15 protein-coding genes are annotated in these 16,835 nt (G+C 59.9%); 9 read left to right on the top strand and 6 right to left on the bottom strand.

Features of this window, described 5'->3' with window-relative positions:
- The first annotated feature begins 84 nt into the window (after nt 1–84).
- A complete protein-coding gene (locus RBB75_RS01705; protein WP_353069321.1) occupies nt 85–1,968 on the top strand; it encodes an APC family permease in 1,884 nt (627 codons plus the stop codon).
- Between the two features lie 189 nt (nt 1,969–2,157).
- Here RBB75_RS01705 and RBB75_RS01700 read toward each other — a convergent pair whose 3' ends face one another.
- Nucleotides 2,158–3,630 carry a cysteine desulfurase family protein gene (locus RBB75_RS01700; protein WP_353069320.1) on the bottom strand — a complete coding sequence of 491 codons (1,473 nt, stop codon included), beginning with the start codon at nt 3,628–3,630 and terminating at the stop codon, nt 2,158–2,160.
- Between the two features lie 155 nt (nt 3,631–3,785).
- On the opposite strand from RBB75_RS01700, the gene RBB75_RS01695 reads away from it, so the two are divergent.
- The gene (locus tag RBB75_RS01695) at nt 3,786–4,331 is read left to right on the top strand and encodes an ester cyclase (protein ID WP_353069319.1); all 546 of its coding nucleotides are present in this window, start codon (nt 3,786–3,788) and stop codon (nt 4,329–4,331) included.
- Nucleotides 4,331–4,612, top strand: a complete 282-nt coding sequence (locus RBB75_RS01690) for a hypothetical protein (RefSeq protein WP_353069318.1) — start codon at nt 4,331–4,333, stop codon at nt 4,610–4,612. Before RBB75_RS01695 ends, RBB75_RS01690 begins: the two co-directional genes overlap by 1 nt.
- A 22-nt stretch (nt 4,613–4,634) precedes the next feature.
- Here RBB75_RS01690 and RBB75_RS01685 read toward each other — a convergent pair whose 3' ends face one another.
- Nucleotides 4,635–5,114: a hypothetical protein gene (locus RBB75_RS01685; protein ID WP_353069317.1), complete on the bottom strand. Its 480-nt coding sequence runs from the start codon at nt 5,112–5,114 to the stop codon at nt 4,635–4,637.
- Nucleotides 5,115–5,199: 85 nt separating this feature from the next.
- On the opposite strand from RBB75_RS01685, the gene RBB75_RS01680 reads away from it, so the two are divergent.
- Nucleotides 5,200–5,721, top strand: coding sequence for a DUF427 domain-containing protein (locus RBB75_RS01680; protein ID WP_353069316.1), 522 nt, complete (start codon nt 5,200–5,202; stop codon nt 5,719–5,721).
- 142 nt (nt 5,722–5,863) lie between these two features.
- Nucleotides 5,864–6,412 (top strand): DinB family protein, encoded by a 549-nt coding sequence (locus tag RBB75_RS01675; protein ID WP_353069315.1) that lies wholly within the window; start codon nt 5,864–5,866, stop codon nt 6,410–6,412.
- 143 nt (nt 6,413–6,555) lie between these two features.
- Here RBB75_RS01675 and RBB75_RS01670 read toward each other — a convergent pair whose 3' ends face one another.
- The gene (locus tag RBB75_RS01670; protein WP_353069314.1) at nt 6,556–8,268 is read right to left on the bottom strand and encodes a cryptochrome/photolyase family protein; all 1,713 of its coding nucleotides are present in this window, start codon (nt 8,266–8,268) and stop codon (nt 6,556–6,558) included.
- Between the two features lie 215 nt (nt 8,269–8,483).
- Between RBB75_RS01670 and RBB75_RS01665 the strand changes: the two genes are divergently transcribed.
- Entirely contained in the window at nt 8,484–9,071 is a 588-nt protein-coding gene (locus RBB75_RS01665; RefSeq protein ID WP_353069312.1) for a DinB family protein, read from the top strand.
- A gap of 320 nt (nt 9,072–9,391) precedes the next feature.
- A complete protein-coding gene (locus RBB75_RS01660) occupies nt 9,392–10,216 on the top strand; it encodes an EAL domain-containing protein (RefSeq protein WP_353069311.1) in 825 nt (274 codons plus the stop codon).
- A gap of 305 nt (nt 10,217–10,521) precedes the next feature.
- Here RBB75_RS01660 and RBB75_RS01655 read toward each other — a convergent pair whose 3' ends face one another.
- Nucleotides 10,522–11,316 (bottom strand): TIGR00282 family metallophosphoesterase, encoded by a 795-nt coding sequence (locus tag RBB75_RS01655; protein ID WP_353069310.1) that lies wholly within the window; start codon nt 11,314–11,316, stop codon nt 10,522–10,524.
- A gap of 90 nt (nt 11,317–11,406) precedes the next feature.
- Here RBB75_RS01655 and RBB75_RS01650 point away from each other — a divergent pair, with 90 nt between their 5' ends.
- A complete protein-coding gene (locus RBB75_RS01650; RefSeq protein WP_179639062.1) occupies nt 11,407–11,781 on the top strand; it encodes an RrF2 family transcriptional regulator in 375 nt (124 codons plus the stop codon).
- Between the two features lie 94 nt (nt 11,782–11,875).
- On the opposite strand, the gene RBB75_RS01645 is transcribed toward RBB75_RS01650, so the two are convergent.
- Nucleotides 11,876–14,020, bottom strand: coding sequence for a winged helix-turn-helix domain-containing tetratricopeptide repeat protein (locus tag RBB75_RS01645; protein ID WP_179639061.1), 2,145 nt, complete (start codon nt 14,018–14,020; stop codon nt 11,876–11,878).
- 197 nt (nt 14,021–14,217) lie between these two features.
- Here RBB75_RS01645 and RBB75_RS01640 point away from each other — a divergent pair, with 197 nt between their 5' ends.
- Nucleotides 14,218–14,748: a hypothetical protein gene (locus tag RBB75_RS01640; RefSeq protein ID WP_179639060.1), complete on the top strand. Its 531-nt coding sequence runs from the start codon at nt 14,218–14,220 to the stop codon at nt 14,746–14,748.
- A gap of 81 nt (nt 14,749–14,829) precedes the next feature.
- Here RBB75_RS01640 and RBB75_RS01635 read toward each other — a convergent pair whose 3' ends face one another.
- Entirely contained in the window at nt 14,830–16,833 is a 2,004-nt protein-coding gene (locus RBB75_RS01635; protein WP_353069309.1) for a PHP domain-containing protein, read from the bottom strand.
- Between the last annotated feature and the right edge of the window lie 2 nt (nt 16,834–16,835).

Here is a 16,835-nt window from a genome sequence, read left to right as displayed (position 1 = left end):
TCTTTACGACTTTTTCGAGGGAGTGAAGGTTAAATAAAGAGATTGAGTGAGTTGAGTTGACAGAGGCGGTACGATCTAAATCGTATGTCACTTACAGATTCGATTATTGGACGACCGCTTGCTACGAGTGAGGAGCGGGCAGAGCACATTGGTGTTGCTGCCGGAATTCCTATCTTTGGCCTGGATGGGCTGACGAGCGCGGCGTACGGGCCTGAGGCGGCGATGACGCTGCTGATTCCGCTGGGGATCGGCGGCGTGGAGTATGGCTGGCGGATTATCGGGGCGATCCTGATCCTGCTGGCGATTGTGTACTTCAGCTATCGGCAGACGATTGCGGCGTATCCGGGTGGCGGTGGGAGCTATACGGTGGCGTCGGAGAACCTGGGGGAGAAGCCCGGGCTGCTGGCAGCGGCGGCGCTGATGATCGACTACATTTTGACGGCGGCGGTGGGAATCTCGGCGGGTGTGACGGCGCTGACGTCGTCGGTGCAGGGTACGCGATTCGCCGGGCTGCAAAGCCACACGCTGCTGATCTGCCTGATAATCCTTGTGATTCTCGCGCTGGTGAACATGCGTGGCGTGAAGGATACGGGAACGGCATTTATGCTGCCTACGTTCCTTTTTGTCAGTACGCTGCTGGCACTGATTGTGGTCGGAATGTGGAAGACGATTCACGCGGGAGGGCATCCGATGCCGATGGCTCCGATTCCTGCTGCGCTGCCGGCCAGCGTTGGGACGCTGGGAATGTGGATGCTGTTGAAGTCGTTTGCAAGCGGATGCGCGGCGATGACCGGGGTAGAGGCGGTGTCGAACGGCGTGATGGCGTTTGGCGAGCCGAGAGTGCAGCGGGCGCAGCGGACGCTAACGGTGATCATTGGGATATTGATGGTTCTGTTGTTCGGGATTGCTTACCTGGCGAAGACGTATCGGGTGATGCCGATGGACCCGGATGCGGCGCATTTTCAAAGTTTGCTGAGCTTGCTGGTTACTGCGGTGTTTGGGCGGGGATGGTTTTATTTTCTGACGATGGGCAGCGTGTTGGTGGCTCTGGCGTTGAGTGCTAATACGGCGTTCGCGGATTTTCCGCGGCTGACCAGGGCGATTGCGATGCATGATTATCTGCCGCATGTGTTTATTCTGCGCGGGCGGCGACTGCTGTATTCGCATGGGATCTATGCGCTGACCGGGTTCACGGCGGTGATCCTGATTCTGTTTGGCGGTGTGACGGACCGGCTGATTCCGCTGTATGCGATTGGAGCGTTTCTTGCGTTCACGCTGTCGCAGGCGGGAATGGTGGTGCATTGGAAGAAGGGCGAGGCGCATCCGGGACGCGTTTGGCACATGTTTGTGAATGGCATTGGCGCGGTGGCGACGGGGATTACAACAGTCGTCGTGCTGGTGGCGAAGTTTCGGGCGGGCGCATGGGTGACGGCGCTGCTGGTGCCGGTGTTGATCGGGATCATGTGGGTGGTGAAGCGGCATTACTCGCGGGTGCGGCGGGAGATGTCGGATATGACGCCGTTGAACCTGGTGAATCTGCAGGAGCCGATTGTGGTGATACCGATGGCGCGTTGGGACCGGATTACGGAGAAGGCGATGCGGTTCGGGCTGTTGCTGTCGAAGGAGATCAAGGTGGTGCATGTGCACTCGGACGACGAGGAGGGCAGCCTGGATGAGATATGGGATGAGCATGTGATGGCGCCGATCAAGCGGGAGGGGCTGCAGGAGCCGGAGCTGGTGACGATTCCTTCGAACTACCGGTTCGTGATTACTCCGCTGATGGATTACATTCTGAAGCTCGAGGAGGAGAATCCCGGGCGGAAGGTGGCGGTGCTGCTGCCGGAGCTGGTGGTGCGGCACTGGTGGGAGAATGCGCTGCATAATCAGCGGGTGCAGTTGCTGAAGCTGCTGCTGCTGGTGAAGGGGAATCAGCGGATTGTGGTGGTTAATATTCCGTGGTACCTGTGAGGGTGTTTTACTGGGGTTTTTGGGAAAAACGGGGTTTTGGACGTGGTGTTTGATGGTGTAGTTGTGGTGAGATGCGTGGTTGAAGGTGGTGTTTCGCCGCGTGTTTTTCCGTGATGGAAGATACGCCAGCTTTTTGGGATTTATTTTGTATGAAGGCCGCCCCTTGCGAGGCGGCTTTTGTTTTCCGGGTTATGCGGGGATCAGGGCGGTGGGGGACTTGCGCCAGGTGGGGCTGAGGTCGCGGAGGCGGGCTACGGCGGCGGGGATCAGGGTAAGGGCCAGGTCGATCTCTTCGGCGGTGGTGAGGCGGGAGAGGGAGAAGCGGATGCTGGCCCGGGCGCGGGCGGGAGAGAGGCCCATGGCGGTGAGGACGTGGGAGGGTTCGGTGGCGCCGGACTGGCAGGCGGAGCCTCCGCTGACGGAGAGACCCTTGAGGTCGAGGGCGATGACGAGGGCTTCGGCTTCGATGTGGTCGAAGTAGAGGCTGGTGGTGTTGGAGACGCGAGGTGCTCCGGCTCCGTTGACGCCGCACTCTTCTACCTGAGAGAGGATGCGTTGCTCGAGGCGGTCGCGGAGGGCTGTGAGTTGGGTGGGGCTGTCGGCTCGGTCGAGGAGAGCGGTCGGGCTTGCGCCCGATGCCCACACATCAGAGTCGATGTATGGGGCACCCGGTTCTGGGGCGGGAGCGGAACCTGGGGAAGGCGGTAACCCACCCTTCGCAAAGGGCGCGAAGGATGGGGCACCCGGTTCTGTCGTGGGACCGGAACTTTGGGCAGGGACACCCGGATTTGTGATGATGCTCGGATGCTTGCTGGTACTCGGATTTATGATGGTGCTCGGATTTTCGGCCGGATTGGTGGCGGGGGTTTCTGCGAGCCATTGCTGGGCTAGTTCGGCGGCTTTGCCGAGGGCGACGATGCCGGCTACGTTTTCGGTTCCGGCGCGACGCTGGCGCTCGTGCGAGCCGCCGTGGAACATCGGGGCGAGGCGGACGTTGCGTCGCACGAAGAGGGCGCCGATGCCTTTGGGGGCGTAGATCTTGTGGCCGGAGAGGGTGAGGAGGTCGACGTCCTTGAGCGGGCCTTTGGGGCTGAGGTCGAGGGGGAGCCGGCCTACGACCTGGACGGCGTCGGTGTGGAAGAGAGCGCCGGCGGCGTGGGCGATGGCGGCCAGCGTGGCGATGGGCTGGATGACACCGGTCTCGTTGTTGGCGAACATGACGCTGACGAGCTTTGTGTTGGGGCGGATGGCGGCCAGGAGTGCAGCGGGTTCGATGAGGCCTTGCGGGGTGCTGGGCAAAAAAGTGACTTCTACATTCTTCGCGGTGAGGGATTGGGCGGCGCGGAGGATGGCATCGTGCTCGATGCTGGTGGTAATGAGGTGGGCGGGTTCGCCGGTGAGCTTGGGGCTTCCGAGGGTACCGAAGAGGGCGAGGTTGTCGCTCTCGGTGCCGCCAGAGGTGAAGACGATCTCGGAGGTGCGGCAGTGGAGGAGGCGGGCGATGCTGTCGCGGGCGTGATCGACGGCGGCGCGGGCGAACTGGCCCTGTTGATGGATGGAGCTGGCGTTGCCGTAGTGCTCGAGAAAGAAGGGGCGCATGGCCTCGAAGACCTCGGGGAGCAGAGGCGTGGTGGCATTGGCGTCTAGATAGATTCGGCGCATGATCTTATTTTACTGCGGGGTGGCCCGTGGACTGTTTTGCGGGGAAAGATGGAGCGCGAGGCGCGGCGGTGACGTGTGTTCCCCGGATGGAAATCGTTCGGGTGTAGAAGGGATCTGCTGTCAAAATGGGAGTTGCAAGCGAAGGAGGAGGGGCTATGGCACAGTTTGATTTGGTGGCGCTTTGGGAGGCACACTGCCGCTGCGAGTTCGAGTTGCGAGATGCGACTGCGACGATGGCGACGATGGTCTCCGAGCCTTACGTCAACCACATTCCGACCATGACGGGCGGGGTGGGTCACGATCAGCTCAAACGCTTTTACGCGTACCACTTCATTCCCGAGAATCCGCCTGACTTTCGTCTGACGCCGGTCAGCCGGACGGTTGGGAGGGACACGGTCGTAGATGAATTTATTGTTCACTTCACGCACACCACGACGATGGATTGGATGCTCCCAGGCGTTGCTCCTACCGGGCGCGTGGTGGAGGTTCCGACGGTGGCGATCGTCAAGTTCGAGGGCGATAAGTTGGTGCACGAGCATATTTATTGGGATCAGGCTTCGGTGCTGGTCCAGATTGGGCTGCTCGAGCCGCGTGGACTGCCTGTGGCTGGGGTGGAGACGGCGTACAAGGTCCTGGATAAGTTTTTGCCGAGCAACGGCCTGATGGAGCGCTGGCGGGAAAGCGAAGGGAAGCCACTCTGATGGCTAGTCTGCGGCGGGGTTCGGGAGTTGACGTGGTGAAGGAGTCGGTCTGGGATTATCCGCGGCCGCCGCGGCTGGAGAGGACAGAACGTCATCTGCGGGTGGTGCATGAGGGAGTTATGGTGGCGGAGACGAGGCGCGGGATGCGAATTCTTGAGACGAGCCATCCGTTCTCGTTCAACCCTTTTGCTCCGTGGCCGTTTGAAGATGACAACAACGTGGCCTCGGCGGGACCTGCCTTTGTGCAACTGGTGCAGTGGGCGCGTTCGAACTGGGACTAGGTGGGTCGGTACCTGGAAGGGACTAGTCCTGGGGCTGGTTTTCCGGGGAGATGAAGGAGCGCAGGAGCACGGGTGAGAAGGTGACGAGGAATGCTACGGCGAGAACCGTGGCTAGGGTTGCCGGTGTGTAGGAGATGGTGAATATCGACCAGGAGACAAGGATCCAGAAGGCCATGTTGGCGGAGGCGGCGAGGTAGACCCAGTCGGAGAAGCGATGTTGGTCCTGGAAGAAGCTCATGTTTCGCAGAGGTGGAGTGGGGCTTTTGTTGAAGGAGACGGCGCGGAGAAGGACGACTGGTGACAGGTTTACGAGAAGGACGAGTGCTGTCCATGCGACGGGAGCATAGGTCTGTGGATAGTGCGGGACCAGACGCCAGGTGATGAGAAGAGTGACGAGGATGTTTGCGGTGGCACCTGCGTTGACGAGTGCGGGAAAGTGAGCCATGTCGGCGAGGCGATCCATCCGGTCGATTGGTTTGTCGGTACTTTTGATGATGTGCACAGAACCTCCATCGCACGGGTGCATGGCACAAAGCTTCGACTGGCCGCGCGTGGATGCAGTTTACAGTTGAAGTTGAGAACGAGCGATGGACAGAAGAGAGATTTCAGAGGGAGGTACGGAGGCCGAGGTGACTCGGAAGGAGTCGGTCTGGGACTATCCGCGACCACCTCGGCTGGAAGCGACTGCGCGTCATCTGCGGGTGGTGCATGAGGGAGTTGTGGTGGCGGAGACCAGGCGCGGGATGCGGATTCTTGAGACGAGCCATCCGCCGGTGTACTACTTTCCGCCGGAAGACGTGGCGATGCAACTGCTGCGGGCGAGTGGGCGGCGGGGGAGTTTTTGCGAGTTCAAGGGCGTGGCTGGTTATTGGGATCTCGTGGTGAAGGAGGGGGCATCGCTCTTTGTCGGGGTGGCGTGGAGCTATGCGAATCCGTCAAAGAGCTACTCGGGGTTGAAGGACTATCTGGCGTTCTATGCGAACAGGGTGGACGAGTGCTGGGTGGATGAAGAGCGAGTGGTGGCGCAGCCTGGCGACTTCTATGGCGGGTGGATCAGTTCGCATGTGACGGGGCCGTTCAAGGGTGCGCCGGGAACCTTGGGTTGGTAGGTGCCGGGCGAGTTCGTTGATGACTTGTCTTCGTTGATGACTCGTTACTGACAGATCTTGAACTCGTCACTTCGTTTGCTGAGAGATTTTGACGGCTGTGCGGGTTGCTTTCTGGGGATGTTTGATTGGATAGTAATGAGCTATGGAAGAGCGCGAACGGCGAGTTGTTTTGGAGCAGTTGAGTTCGAGTGAAGTGAGGCTGTTGAAGTTGGTGAGTGGACTGACGGAGGCGCAGTGGAGCTTCAGGGAGTCGCCTGAGCGGTGGTCGATTGCGGATAATATCGAGCACCTGATTGTGTTTGAGGGATTTATACGGTCGGCGATTGCGAAGACTCTGGAAGCGGTGGCGGAGCCTGAGAAGAAGGCCGAGGTGGGCGCCAAGGAGCCGCTTGTTCTTGGACTGGCAGCTGGCAGAAGTAACAAGCTGATTGCCCGGGAGGTTGTTCGTCCGACGGGAAGGTGGACTGACAAAGCTGAACTGGTTCTTGAGTTACAAAAGACCAGGGCGATTACTGTTGCGTTTGCGGAGGAGACGGCGGCTGATCTGCGCGATCATTTCTTTCCGCATATTTCGTTTGGGGATCTGGATTGCTATCAGTGGCTGGTGGTGTTGAGCCAGCATAGCCTGCGGCATGCGTTTCAGATTGAGGAGATCAAGGCTGATGCGGCGTTTCCTGCTTCGGCGGATTGAGCGATTGCGGTGAGCTTCGTTGTGTTTGTTTGTTGGGGTGAGGGAGAGGAGAACAAATGCGGGGGTCTCTCCACTGCGGCGGCAAAAGCGCCGCCTCCGGTCGAGATGACAATTCATAGGTCCTAATAGGGTGTTATAGGAGCTTAGTAGGTGGGGCGCTTGAAGCTTTGCAGGTGGGCGATGGCTTCTTGTGCGCGGGTGCGGAGTTGGACTAGTTCTGCAGGGGATTTTTTGCGGAGGGTGGTGTAGGGCATCTGCAGGCGAAAGTTTTTGGAGAGGGTGGACTGGTTGCGCTCGAGGAAGGTCCAGTAGAGAGAAGTGAAGGGGCATGAGCCTTCGCCGGTGGATTTCTTTGGGTCGTACTGGCAGTGGCCGCAGAAGTTTGACATGCGATTGATGTAGGCGGCGCCGGAGACGTAGGGCTTGGTGGCGGTGAGGCCGCCGTCGGCGTAGGTGGCCATGCCAAGGACGTTGGGTTCGACGACCCAGTCGTAGGCGTCGATGTAGGCGAACCAGAACCAGTCGGTGAGTTCGCGGGGGGAGAAGCCGCAGAGGGTGGCGAGATTGGAGAGGACCATGAGGCGGGTGATGTGGTGGGACCAGCCTTCGGCGATGACCTGCGCGACGACGGTGTCCATGCAGTGGAGGCCGGATTTGACGCCCCAGTAGACGGCGGGCAGAGGGAGCGAGGCGTGAAGGGCGGAGGGTGTGGCTCCGGCGTAGGGGTCGGGTGGGGCGGCGGGTTTGTAGGCTTTGGCTGCGGCGGGGGTCTGGTTGGGTGAGGTCTCTTGTGGGCGTGGGCGTGATTCTTGCGGGATGTGATCAGCTATGAGGCGGTAGCCGTCGGTCTGTTCGTGGAGGTGGCGCATGAACTCTCGCCAGCCGAGGAGTTGGCGGATGAAGCCTTCGGCGGAGGCGAGGGGGACGGCTTCGGTGGCGGCACGGTCGGCTACGTCGCGGATGAGATCGAGGGCGAGGAGGCGGCCGAGGTTGAGCAGGACGGAGGTTTTGGAGTGGAAGAGCTGGAGGTGGTCGTCGCGCATGGCGTCTTCAAAGCGGCCGAAGTTGGGGAGGAGATGGTCGAGGAAGAAGCGCCAGAAGAGATCGCAGTCGGATTGGGTGCAGGGGAGATCGAAGTCTTCGGTGGTGCCGAAGTGATGGCTGTAGGTGGACTCGACGAGGGCGATGACCTCTTCGGTGATCGCGTCTGGGGCGAAGGTGGGAGGGGTTGGGATGGGGACTTCATTTTTGTAGGGGCTGCGGTTGGCGGAGTCGTACGAGAACTGGCCGCCGATTGGCTTGGCGTTTTGCATGAGGATGCCGGTTTGCTGGCGCATGCGGCGGTAGAAGCGGTCCATTACATAGGATTTGCCGTGCTGGTAAGGGCCGTAGGTGTTGAGGAAATCTTTGGTGGTGGAGGCCCAGGTGGTGTCTTCGACTAATTGGAGTTGGAGACCGCTTTTCGTTGCGGTGGCGAGGTCGAGGCGTAGTTCGCGTTCGGCGGGTGTCATGCAGGTGAAGGCGGGGAGATGGTGTTTGCGTTGGAGTTCGAGCAAGGCCTGGCCGTGGCTGTGGGGCGAGAAGTGGTAGAGGACGGAGACGCCCTTGGCTTGCTGCTCGAGCGCGAAGTGGCGCATGTTGGAGATGAGGACAACGAGTTTTTTCTTGTGGTAGGGGCGGCGGAGGGCCTTGGCGGTGGATTCGACGATGACGATACCGGTGTCGGCAGGGGGTTGGGCTGTGAGTGGGCCGGTGCGGTCGGTGTAGCGATCGTAGGGGATGTAGATCCAGCGGCGATTCTTGATGTCGGCGGGGGTGGGCTGCGTAGAGTCGATCTGCTGCTGGAAGGCGGGCATGACGTCTAGGGTAGTTTGCGGAGGCGGGTCAGGCGCTTGAGTTGTTTTTGGATTTTGATGGGCTGGAAGTTCGGCGGCTGTGGTTCTGCGTGGTGGAGCGGCCGTCGAGGGAGCGCGGGGTGACCAACGGGCTGACAAACGATCGTTGAAATCTGGTAGGCTTAGCGCGGTTCTGCGACTTTCGGTCGCGGCATAACGAAAGAGACTGGAGAAGGATGATGATGAAGCGGATGGTTGTGGCGTTGGCGCTGGCTGGTTGTTGTGTGACGGGATTGCAGGCGCAGATGGATGCGAAGGGGCCGAAGATTGCGGCGGGAACGATGGTTGAACCGGCGAAGAGCTTCGATGGGATGCTGAGTGATTTTGAGAAGGAGTTTGTGCCGTTGGCCGAGGCGATGCCGGCGGAGAAGTACGACTTTGCTCCGAGTGCTGCGATCTTTGTGGCGGGGCAGGGCAGCGAGTATGCGACGGTGAGCACGTTTCGGCAGATGGTGCTGCATGTGGCGTCGGCGAACTACTACTACGGCAGCATGGTGGGCGGGATGAAGGCGGATGTGGATGTGAAGGCGCTGGCCGATATCAAGAACAAGGATGCGGCGGTGACGGCGTTGAAGGCTTCGTTCGTGTTTGCGCATAAGGCGTTTGCGACGTTGACGGCGCAGAACGCGTTTGAGAGCGTGAAGGGGACCAATACGCGGGCGAGCCTGGCGGGGGGACTGGTGGCGCATGCGTCGGACCACTATGGACAGCTGGTGGAGTATCTGCGGATGAATGGGATTGTGCCGCCGGCCAGCAGGAAGTAGGGCCAACGCCACCGACGATGCGGTGGGATGTTGCGGGAGTAGTGAACAGGGCAGCCTTCGCGGGCTGCTCTTGTTTTTTTGCGCGGGGGCTGGGATTGGGGATGTCGTGGGTGATATCAAATTGCTGTAAAACGGGGCTTTTGCGGAGAAACTAAAGAAAAGCTGCATCTGAGCCGATGTTTTCTTCGTTAGCTCAAGTACAACCTTCCGGATTGTTAGGGGGAGAAGACCCCAAACATGACCCGTCCGCCAGGTGGAAGCATTGGAAATATTTGTATCTCCCAAACTGCTTATGGTGTGCAAAGTAAGGGGGACCGGCAATGCTTTTTTTGACGCAAAGTGGTTACGGATCGAAGCATCGGGGGCGAAGAACGTTTCCTGAGTTTCAGATTGTCTTACAGCCGATTGTGGACCTGGAGACCGAGACGGTCTATGCGTATGAGGCTCTCTGCCGCGGTTTGCATGGAGAGAATTATGCAGCGCTAATCAAAGATTTTGAACCCTCTCGGATTTCTGCGTTCGACAAGCTGGCTATGGCGAAGTCGATGCGTCTGGCTGCAGTGATGCGATTGGAGCAGAGCGGCACCAAGCTTGCCATCAATCTGGGGCCTTTGATGGAGCTGCGGGGTAAGGACGCTTACTATGTGATTCGGCTGGCGAAGCACTACGGGCTGCGAACGGAGTCTCTGGTGCTGGAGTTGTCGGAGGGCGTGCGGCTGGATGGCAACGAACTGGCACGGATCGTCGATCTGCATCGCAAGGCTGGGGTGGTGATTGCGATCGACGACTTTGGGGCAGGATATGCGGGGTTGAGTGTTTTGGCGCGATGCGCTTCGGATGTGGTGAAGATCGACCGAGAGCTGATTAAGGGGATTGCGACGAATCGCGCGAAGAAGACGATTGTTGAGGCGTTCAGCAAGGTGTGCCGCAAGCTGGGGGTGAAGCTGATCGTAGAGGGCGTCGAAACGGTAGAGGAGTATCTGACGCTGCGAGGGTTTGGGATTCGCTACATGCAGGGATTTTTGTTTGCGCGTCCTGTGGGATGCGAGATTCCGCAGGTGCGGTATCCGCGGAGCGAGCCGAAACTCTTTTCGCGGATTACACGGGATGAGGTGGAGTGGCTTCGCAATGCGATTCGACAGTGAGGGACCAGGGCTTAGGATTGCATGTTGTCTGATGGTGGAAAGATGGTGAAAGCAGGTTCCCTTCGGGAAGGACAAGAAGGACAGGCAACGGCAAACGCAGATTCCCTTCGGGAATGACAACAAGAAGGACAGGCAACGGCAAGAACAAGTGCAAGGGCAAGTGCAACGGCAAGAATAAGTGCAAGGGCAAGAACAAGTGCAACGCAAAGCAGATTCCCTTCGGGAATGACAACTAAAAGGACAGGCAACGGCAAGAACAAATGTGGTGTTGCTTTAGAGTTAGGGCCTGGACGATTGAGGTGGATTTACTCGCCGAGCATGATGCGTTGGATGTGGTGGGCGCGGCCGGTGGCTCCGTCGCATTGGATGAGGGCGGCGCACATCTTTGGGTTGCCCTTGGCGGGTTCGAATTTTCCGGGCATGCCGGTGAGGAAGCGGGCGAGGACGAGCTCTTTTTCTACGCCGATGACGGAGTCGTAGGGGCCGGACATGCCGACATCAGTCTGGTAGGCGGTGCCGTTGGGGAGGATGCGCTCGTCGGCGGTGGGGATGTGGGTGTGGGTGCCGAGGAGGGCGGTGATGCGGCCGTCTAAGTACCAGCCGAGGGCTACTTTTTCACTGGTGGCTTCGCCGTGGAGGTCGAGGAGGATGACTTTGGCGGTGATCTTGCTGAGGAGCTCGTCGGCTTTGCGGAAGGGGTCGTCGCAGGAGGACATGAAGACGCGGCACTGAAGGTTCATGACGGCGTAGGTCTGGCCGGTGGGGAGCTCGCCCTGGTAGACGCCGAAGCCTGGGGTGCCGACGGCGTAGTTGGCGGGGCGGAGGACGCGGCGGCCGCGGACGTGGGAGTCGGCGGGGACGGTCATGTACTCGAAGATCTCGCGCTTGTCCCAGATGTGGTTACCGGTGGTGATGACGTGGGCGCCGAGGTCGAAGAGCTCTTCTGCGATGGAGGGGGTGATGCCGAAGCCGCCGGCGGCGTTCTCTCCATTGATGACGAGGAGGTCGACGGCGTTGGTTTCGAGGACGTGGGGGAGGTGTTCGCGGACGATGTGGCGGCCGGCGGAGCCGAAGACGTCGCCGACAAAAAGGATGTTCACTGAAGAAGTTTACATGGTGGTGGGTGGAGAATCTTTCACGGATGGGGGATGAGTCGGCGAATCCTCGGCTGGGTGTGGTAGCTTTTTTGAATGGCACAGAGCGGGCGGTTTCAGTTGAGCGTGCGAATTTTGGCGGTGCTGGCGAGCGAGCCGGGAGCAATGCATACCTCGTCGGCGATTGCAGAGGAGCTGAAAGAGAGCGCCGTGATGGTGCGGAGATCTTTTCTGCTGCTGCATAAGGCGGGATTGATTGAACAGAAGAAGGGTCCGCATGGGGGTGCGAAGCTGAAGCTTCCGGCGAAGCAGATCGGGCTTGGGGACGTGTTTGAGGCGTCGGCGGGGGATTGGCTAAGCATCGAGGATAAGGCCGTGAGCGCGTGGATCAAGAAGGTGCGCGGGGATGCGGTGACGGCGATGAATGAACACTCGCTTGCTGGAGTGGTGAAGAGGATGAAGAAGAAGTAATTGGACGAATTGGTTTTTGTGGTTTGGCCTCGGTGAACAACCGGGGCTTTGCTGCGTTTGGGTGTTGCTTAGGTGCATTGGCGGGTTGGCGGGGTCAGTATTTTGGCGGGAGGCCGGTTCCTCTGATGATGGCGCGATAGCGTTCGTCGGAGTGGAGGAAGTCGTAGGCGGGGTCTTGCTGGATTGAGAGCAGAAGCGGAGAATGTTCGCGATAGCCTGCTTCGAGCAGCGAGAGAGCTTTTTCTTTTTGCCGGAGTTGCGCGTATTGCAGCGCCAGATCGACAGGCGACACGTATTGCTTCGTGGCTTTCTGTTTGAGGTCGTTGAGCCGCCAGAGGAGTAGGGCAGGGTATCCGCCCTGCTGGAATGTCCGGTGGATGATCGCGGCAGTATCCTTGTCGCCTGAGAGGAGCGTGGCCTTCTCCCATTCCTGTGCGGCTTGCTTCAGATCGCCTTTGCGGCGATAGATCTCACACAGCATCCAATGTAGACCATTGTCCCCGGGCTGGGACTCGAGGCGTTGAAGAACATCGTTGATCGCGGCGTCGTACAGTCGTGCCTCGCTGTAGGTGTACGCCAAGCCATAGGGGCGTTCAAACGGATCTAGTTCCATTGCCTTTTTCTCCAACTGAATCGCTTCTTCGTTGCGATTGAGAGTGACGTACATCTTGGAGCGGAAGTGGTAGGCCTCGGCGTAGCGGGGATTGAGATCAGCCGCGCGGACGAGCTCCGGATCGGCCTGCACCCAATCCCAAGGACTGATAAAGAGCATGGCTCCAAGTACGAGGTGGGCCTCGGGAAGTGAGTCGTCGAGAGCCACCGCTTTGCGTGCGGCTTCCAGCCCTGCAACTGTTTCTCTGGGATCGATCTCGCCGGCCAGGGTGCCTTGGCCGTAGTACATCGCAAGACCAGCCCAGCCGAGGGCGTAGTCGGGCTGGATCCCGGTGGCTTTCCTGAAGTATGGACCTGCCTGCTCGTTCATGCCCTTGAACCAGAGATATCGTCCGCGCAGGAACGCGTCATGGGCCTCGGGGCTGATGTAGCGTTGCGGCGATGGTTGAGGGACGGCACTATTGAGCTTCTTCGCGATGGTCTGTGCCGCTTCATTGGGGAGCGCGACGATGTCGTTTACGTTGCGGTCGTAGCTTTCGGCCCAGAGATGTGTGTCGCTGGGGGCCTGGATCAGCTGGATAGTCATGTGCACTTTGTCGCCGGTGCGGGCGATGGAGCCTTCAAGGATGCCGTCTACCCCGAGTTCGCGGGCAATCTCGGGGAGGGGGCGGTGGGCGCCTTTGTATTGCATGGCAGAGGTTCGGGAGACGACGCGGAGGGTTGAGTTCTTGGCGAGCATGGTGGTGATCTCGTCGGTCATGCCGTCGGCGAAGTAGTTCTGTGTGGGGTCGCCGGAGAGGTTGTCGAGCGGGAGGACGGCGAGGGAGGTGATTTTGGATGCGGCGTTCGTGAGGGGGCGGCTTCGCAGAGTGCGTGCGCCGAGAACGATTGCGAGGATGAGAAGAGCGAGGGCTGATGCGAAGAGCCAGAGGCGACGATGAGAGCTGCGGGGTGGGTAGGCTTCGGGCTGGTCTGGAGGTTCCGGGTTGCCGCGGTGTGGTTGTGCGAGGTGGGGTGGGGGATCCTGCAGGGCGACTGCGTTGGGCGCCGCAGGAGGCGGATTGGTGTCGCCAACTCTCCGGTTTCTATTTGCGAGAGATTGTTGGCTCTGATCCCCGGTTGAAGGCGGAGGAGGTTCTGCGGGCAGCACGGGGATCGGTCCGATGAAGCGATAGCCCTGTTTGGGCAGGGTATCGACGAACTTGGGATTCGAGGCAGAGTCGTTTAAGACCGAGCGAATCTGACGGATGCAGAAGTTGAGGCTCTGGTCGAGATCGACGTAGACGTCGTCTCCCCAGACGTAGTCGCTGAGCTCTTCGCGGGTGACGATGTTGGGAGCGCGCGCGATTAGGAGTTCGAAGACGCGGAAGGGTTGAGGCTGAAGTTTGAGCGGTACTCCGTTTTGCGACAGCACGCCGCGTTTAGGGTCGAGTTCATAGTCCCCAAAGCGGATCGCGGAGTTGAGCTTTCGCGGCAAAGCCTCAGACATTGGAAGACGATTATAGTTTGCTGCCTGAATGCTGCTGGTGAATGAGGTGCTCCTGCGATGCGGGGATGTTGCAACCTGCTGGATGCAGATGGTTTGCGCTTCCTCATTGGGGATGAGGAAGTCCTCAGAACAACTCATGATCGATTTGTCGCGGCAGGTGCTAGGTTCTGTGCGTCGGCAAGAGTCGGCGCCAAAGGAGAAGTGTTATGAGAGGGAGATTCAGCATATTGACTGTGGCTCTTGGAGTCGTCGCTTTGGGAGGTGTCTTTGCACCGGTTGCGAGGGCCGGATGCGGTGCTTATCCGGGAGTTCAGACGAGGGGTAGTGTAAAACCCATGGCCTTTGTGCTTGGTTCGGGCTTGACGGGCGCGGACTGGGACTTTGGCCATGAAGGGGCTTCGATTGTAGGACTGTGGCGGTTCAAGTTTCTCTCGGAGGGCAACCTGACGTCGGCTGGAATCCCTGACGGCGCGGTGCTAGACCAGGGATACTCGGCCTGGCACAGCGACGGGACCGAGATTATGAACTCGGGCCGTGATCCTCTGACGGGCAGTTTTTGCCTGGGCGCGTGGAAGCAGACGGGACGATCCAGCTTCAAACTTAGCCACTACGCTATGAACTGGAGCGGCCTGACTGTGGATGCGAAGGGGAATGTAATTTTGGATCCGAAGACCAAGCAGCCACTGAACGTTCTTATTGGGCCTTCAAACATCAGCGAAAATGTCACTGTCGATGGAGACAGGGACAGCTTCCAGGGGACATTCACCATTGAGAACTACGATCCACTGGGCAAGGTACTGATTCGTCTGACGGGGAAGGTCACAGCGGTGCGGCTCACGGCGGATAGCCCTGGGTTCGTGCAGTAGAAGCGTGCAGTAGATGAGACTGATGGCCTGGAAGATCGGGAGTCTTCCGGGCCATCGTTTCGACGCGTGGGTTTGCGACGATCAGGGTTTGGGGCGGAGTTGCTGGAGGAGAGCCTCGGCGGTGGGTTGGGTGTTGAGGATGTCGGCGGGGGTGAGCCAGGCGCGGCGAAGCTGGGTGATGCCGTAACGCATCTGGTCGAGCTCTTCGGTGGCGTGGGCGTCGGTGTTGATGACGATCTTGCAGTTGTGTTTTTTCGCGAGGCGGAGGTGGAGATCGTTGAGGTCGGCGCGGGCTGGGCTGGCGTTGTGCTCGACGGCTACGCCTTTTTGTGCGGCGGATTTTAAGATTGCGTCGATGTTGATGGCGTAGGCTTCGCGGCCGAGGACCTTGCGGCCGGTGGGATGGCCGAGGATGCGGACGTGCGGGTTCTCGAGGGCGCGGAGGACGCGCGCGGTCATCTCTTCGGATGGTTGGTTGAAGTGGGAGTGGACGCTGGCTACGACGATGTCCATCTGGGCGAGGGTCCCGTCGTCGAGGTCGAGGGCGCCGTCGGCGAGGATGTCGACTTCGATGCCGGGGAGAATGCGGAAGGTGAGGGGGAGACTTTTGCTGGGGTTGGAGAAATGCGGGGGTCTCTCCACTCCGCTGCGCTCCGGTCGAGATGACGGATCTTTTTGAGTGGTCAAAGAGTTCTCGGGTTTGGGTCGAGATGACGGATCTTTTTGAGTGGTCAAGGAGTTCTCGGGTTTGGGTCGAGATGACGGACCTTTGAGACGAGAGAAGAGATCCTTCAGGGTCGATTTTGAGGGCGGCGTATCACGTTGAAGGGCTTCGGAGAGTTCGAGGAGGTCTTGCTGGAGTTCGGCGTCGACTTCGCGGATGCGTTTGATGTGGGCGAGGGCCCTCGTGTCGTCGAGGCCGTTGGTCATAGCGAGGTTTTTGCTGTGGTCGGTGATGGCGATGTAGGCGAGGCCTCGGGCGAGGGCGGCTTCGGCCATCTGGCGGATGGTGTCGCGGCCGTCGGTGGCTTCGGTGTGCATGTGCAGGTCGCCGCGGATGTCGGCCAGCGTGATGAGCTGGGGGAGGGTGTGGGTTGCGGCGGCTTCGAGTTCGCCTCCGTTTTCGCGGAGTTCGGGTGGGATGTAGTCGAGGTCAAGGGCGTTGTAGATGTCGGCTTCGGATTCAGAGGCGATGATCTTGTTGTCTTCCAATCGGAGGAGGGCGTATTCGCTGAGGGTCAGGCCGCGTTTGATGGCGCGCTGGCGGAGGGCTACGTTGTGCATCTTGCTGCCGGTGAAGTATTGGAGGGCGGCTCCGTAGCTGGCGCGGGGGAGGAGGCGGACGTCGACCTGGAGGTTGTTGCGGAGGGTAAAGCTGACTTTGTTTTGACCTTTGGCGATGAGCTTGTCGATGAGGGGTAGATTGGCGACGTGCTCGACGGCTGCAGCCACGACGTCGGGTTCGCAGGCGGGGCCGGTGGCTAGGAGATCGAGGTCGCCTACGGTCTCGCGACCGCGGCGGAGGGATCCGGCGGGGATGATCTCGTCGATGCCCGGGAAGGCGCGGATGAGGTTGATGATGGTGTCGGCGTGTTGCTGGGCCTTATCGATGCGGAAGCGGCTGGAGTTCTTGCGATGGTCTTCGATGCCTTTGAGGAGCTTGGTGACGAACTTCTCGCCCATGCGGGGGAGCTTGGTGAGTTGGCCGGCTTTGGCGGCGGCTTCGAGGCCGTCGATGTCGCAGACCTGGCAGAAGGACCAGACGAGCGCTACTGTTTTGGGGCCCATGCCGGGTAGGCGAAGTAGGTCGAGCATGGTGGGTTTGTACTTTTGCAGAAGCTCTTCGCGGAGGGGCATGGTGCCGGTGGTGAGAAGGGCCTGGATGTTGGCGAGCATGCCTTTGCCGATGCCGGAGATGGCGAGGAGTTGCTTGGGATCGTCGGCGATGGTCGATAGCTGGGTGGTTTGCTGCTCTACGGCTTCGGCGGCGCGGCGGTAGGAGCGGATGCGGAAGGGGTCGGCGGAGTCGATCTCGAGGAGGGAGGCGGTTTCGTCGAGGAGGCGTGCGATCGAGATATTGTCCATGG

The organism is Tunturibacter empetritectus, assembly GCF_040358985.1.
Taxonomy (GTDB): Bacteria; Acidobacteriota; Terriglobia; order Terriglobales; family Acidobacteriaceae; genus Edaphobacter; species Edaphobacter empetritectus.
Note: the sequence above shows the minus strand (reverse complement) of the source record. Positions and strands in the feature narration are given on the sequence as shown.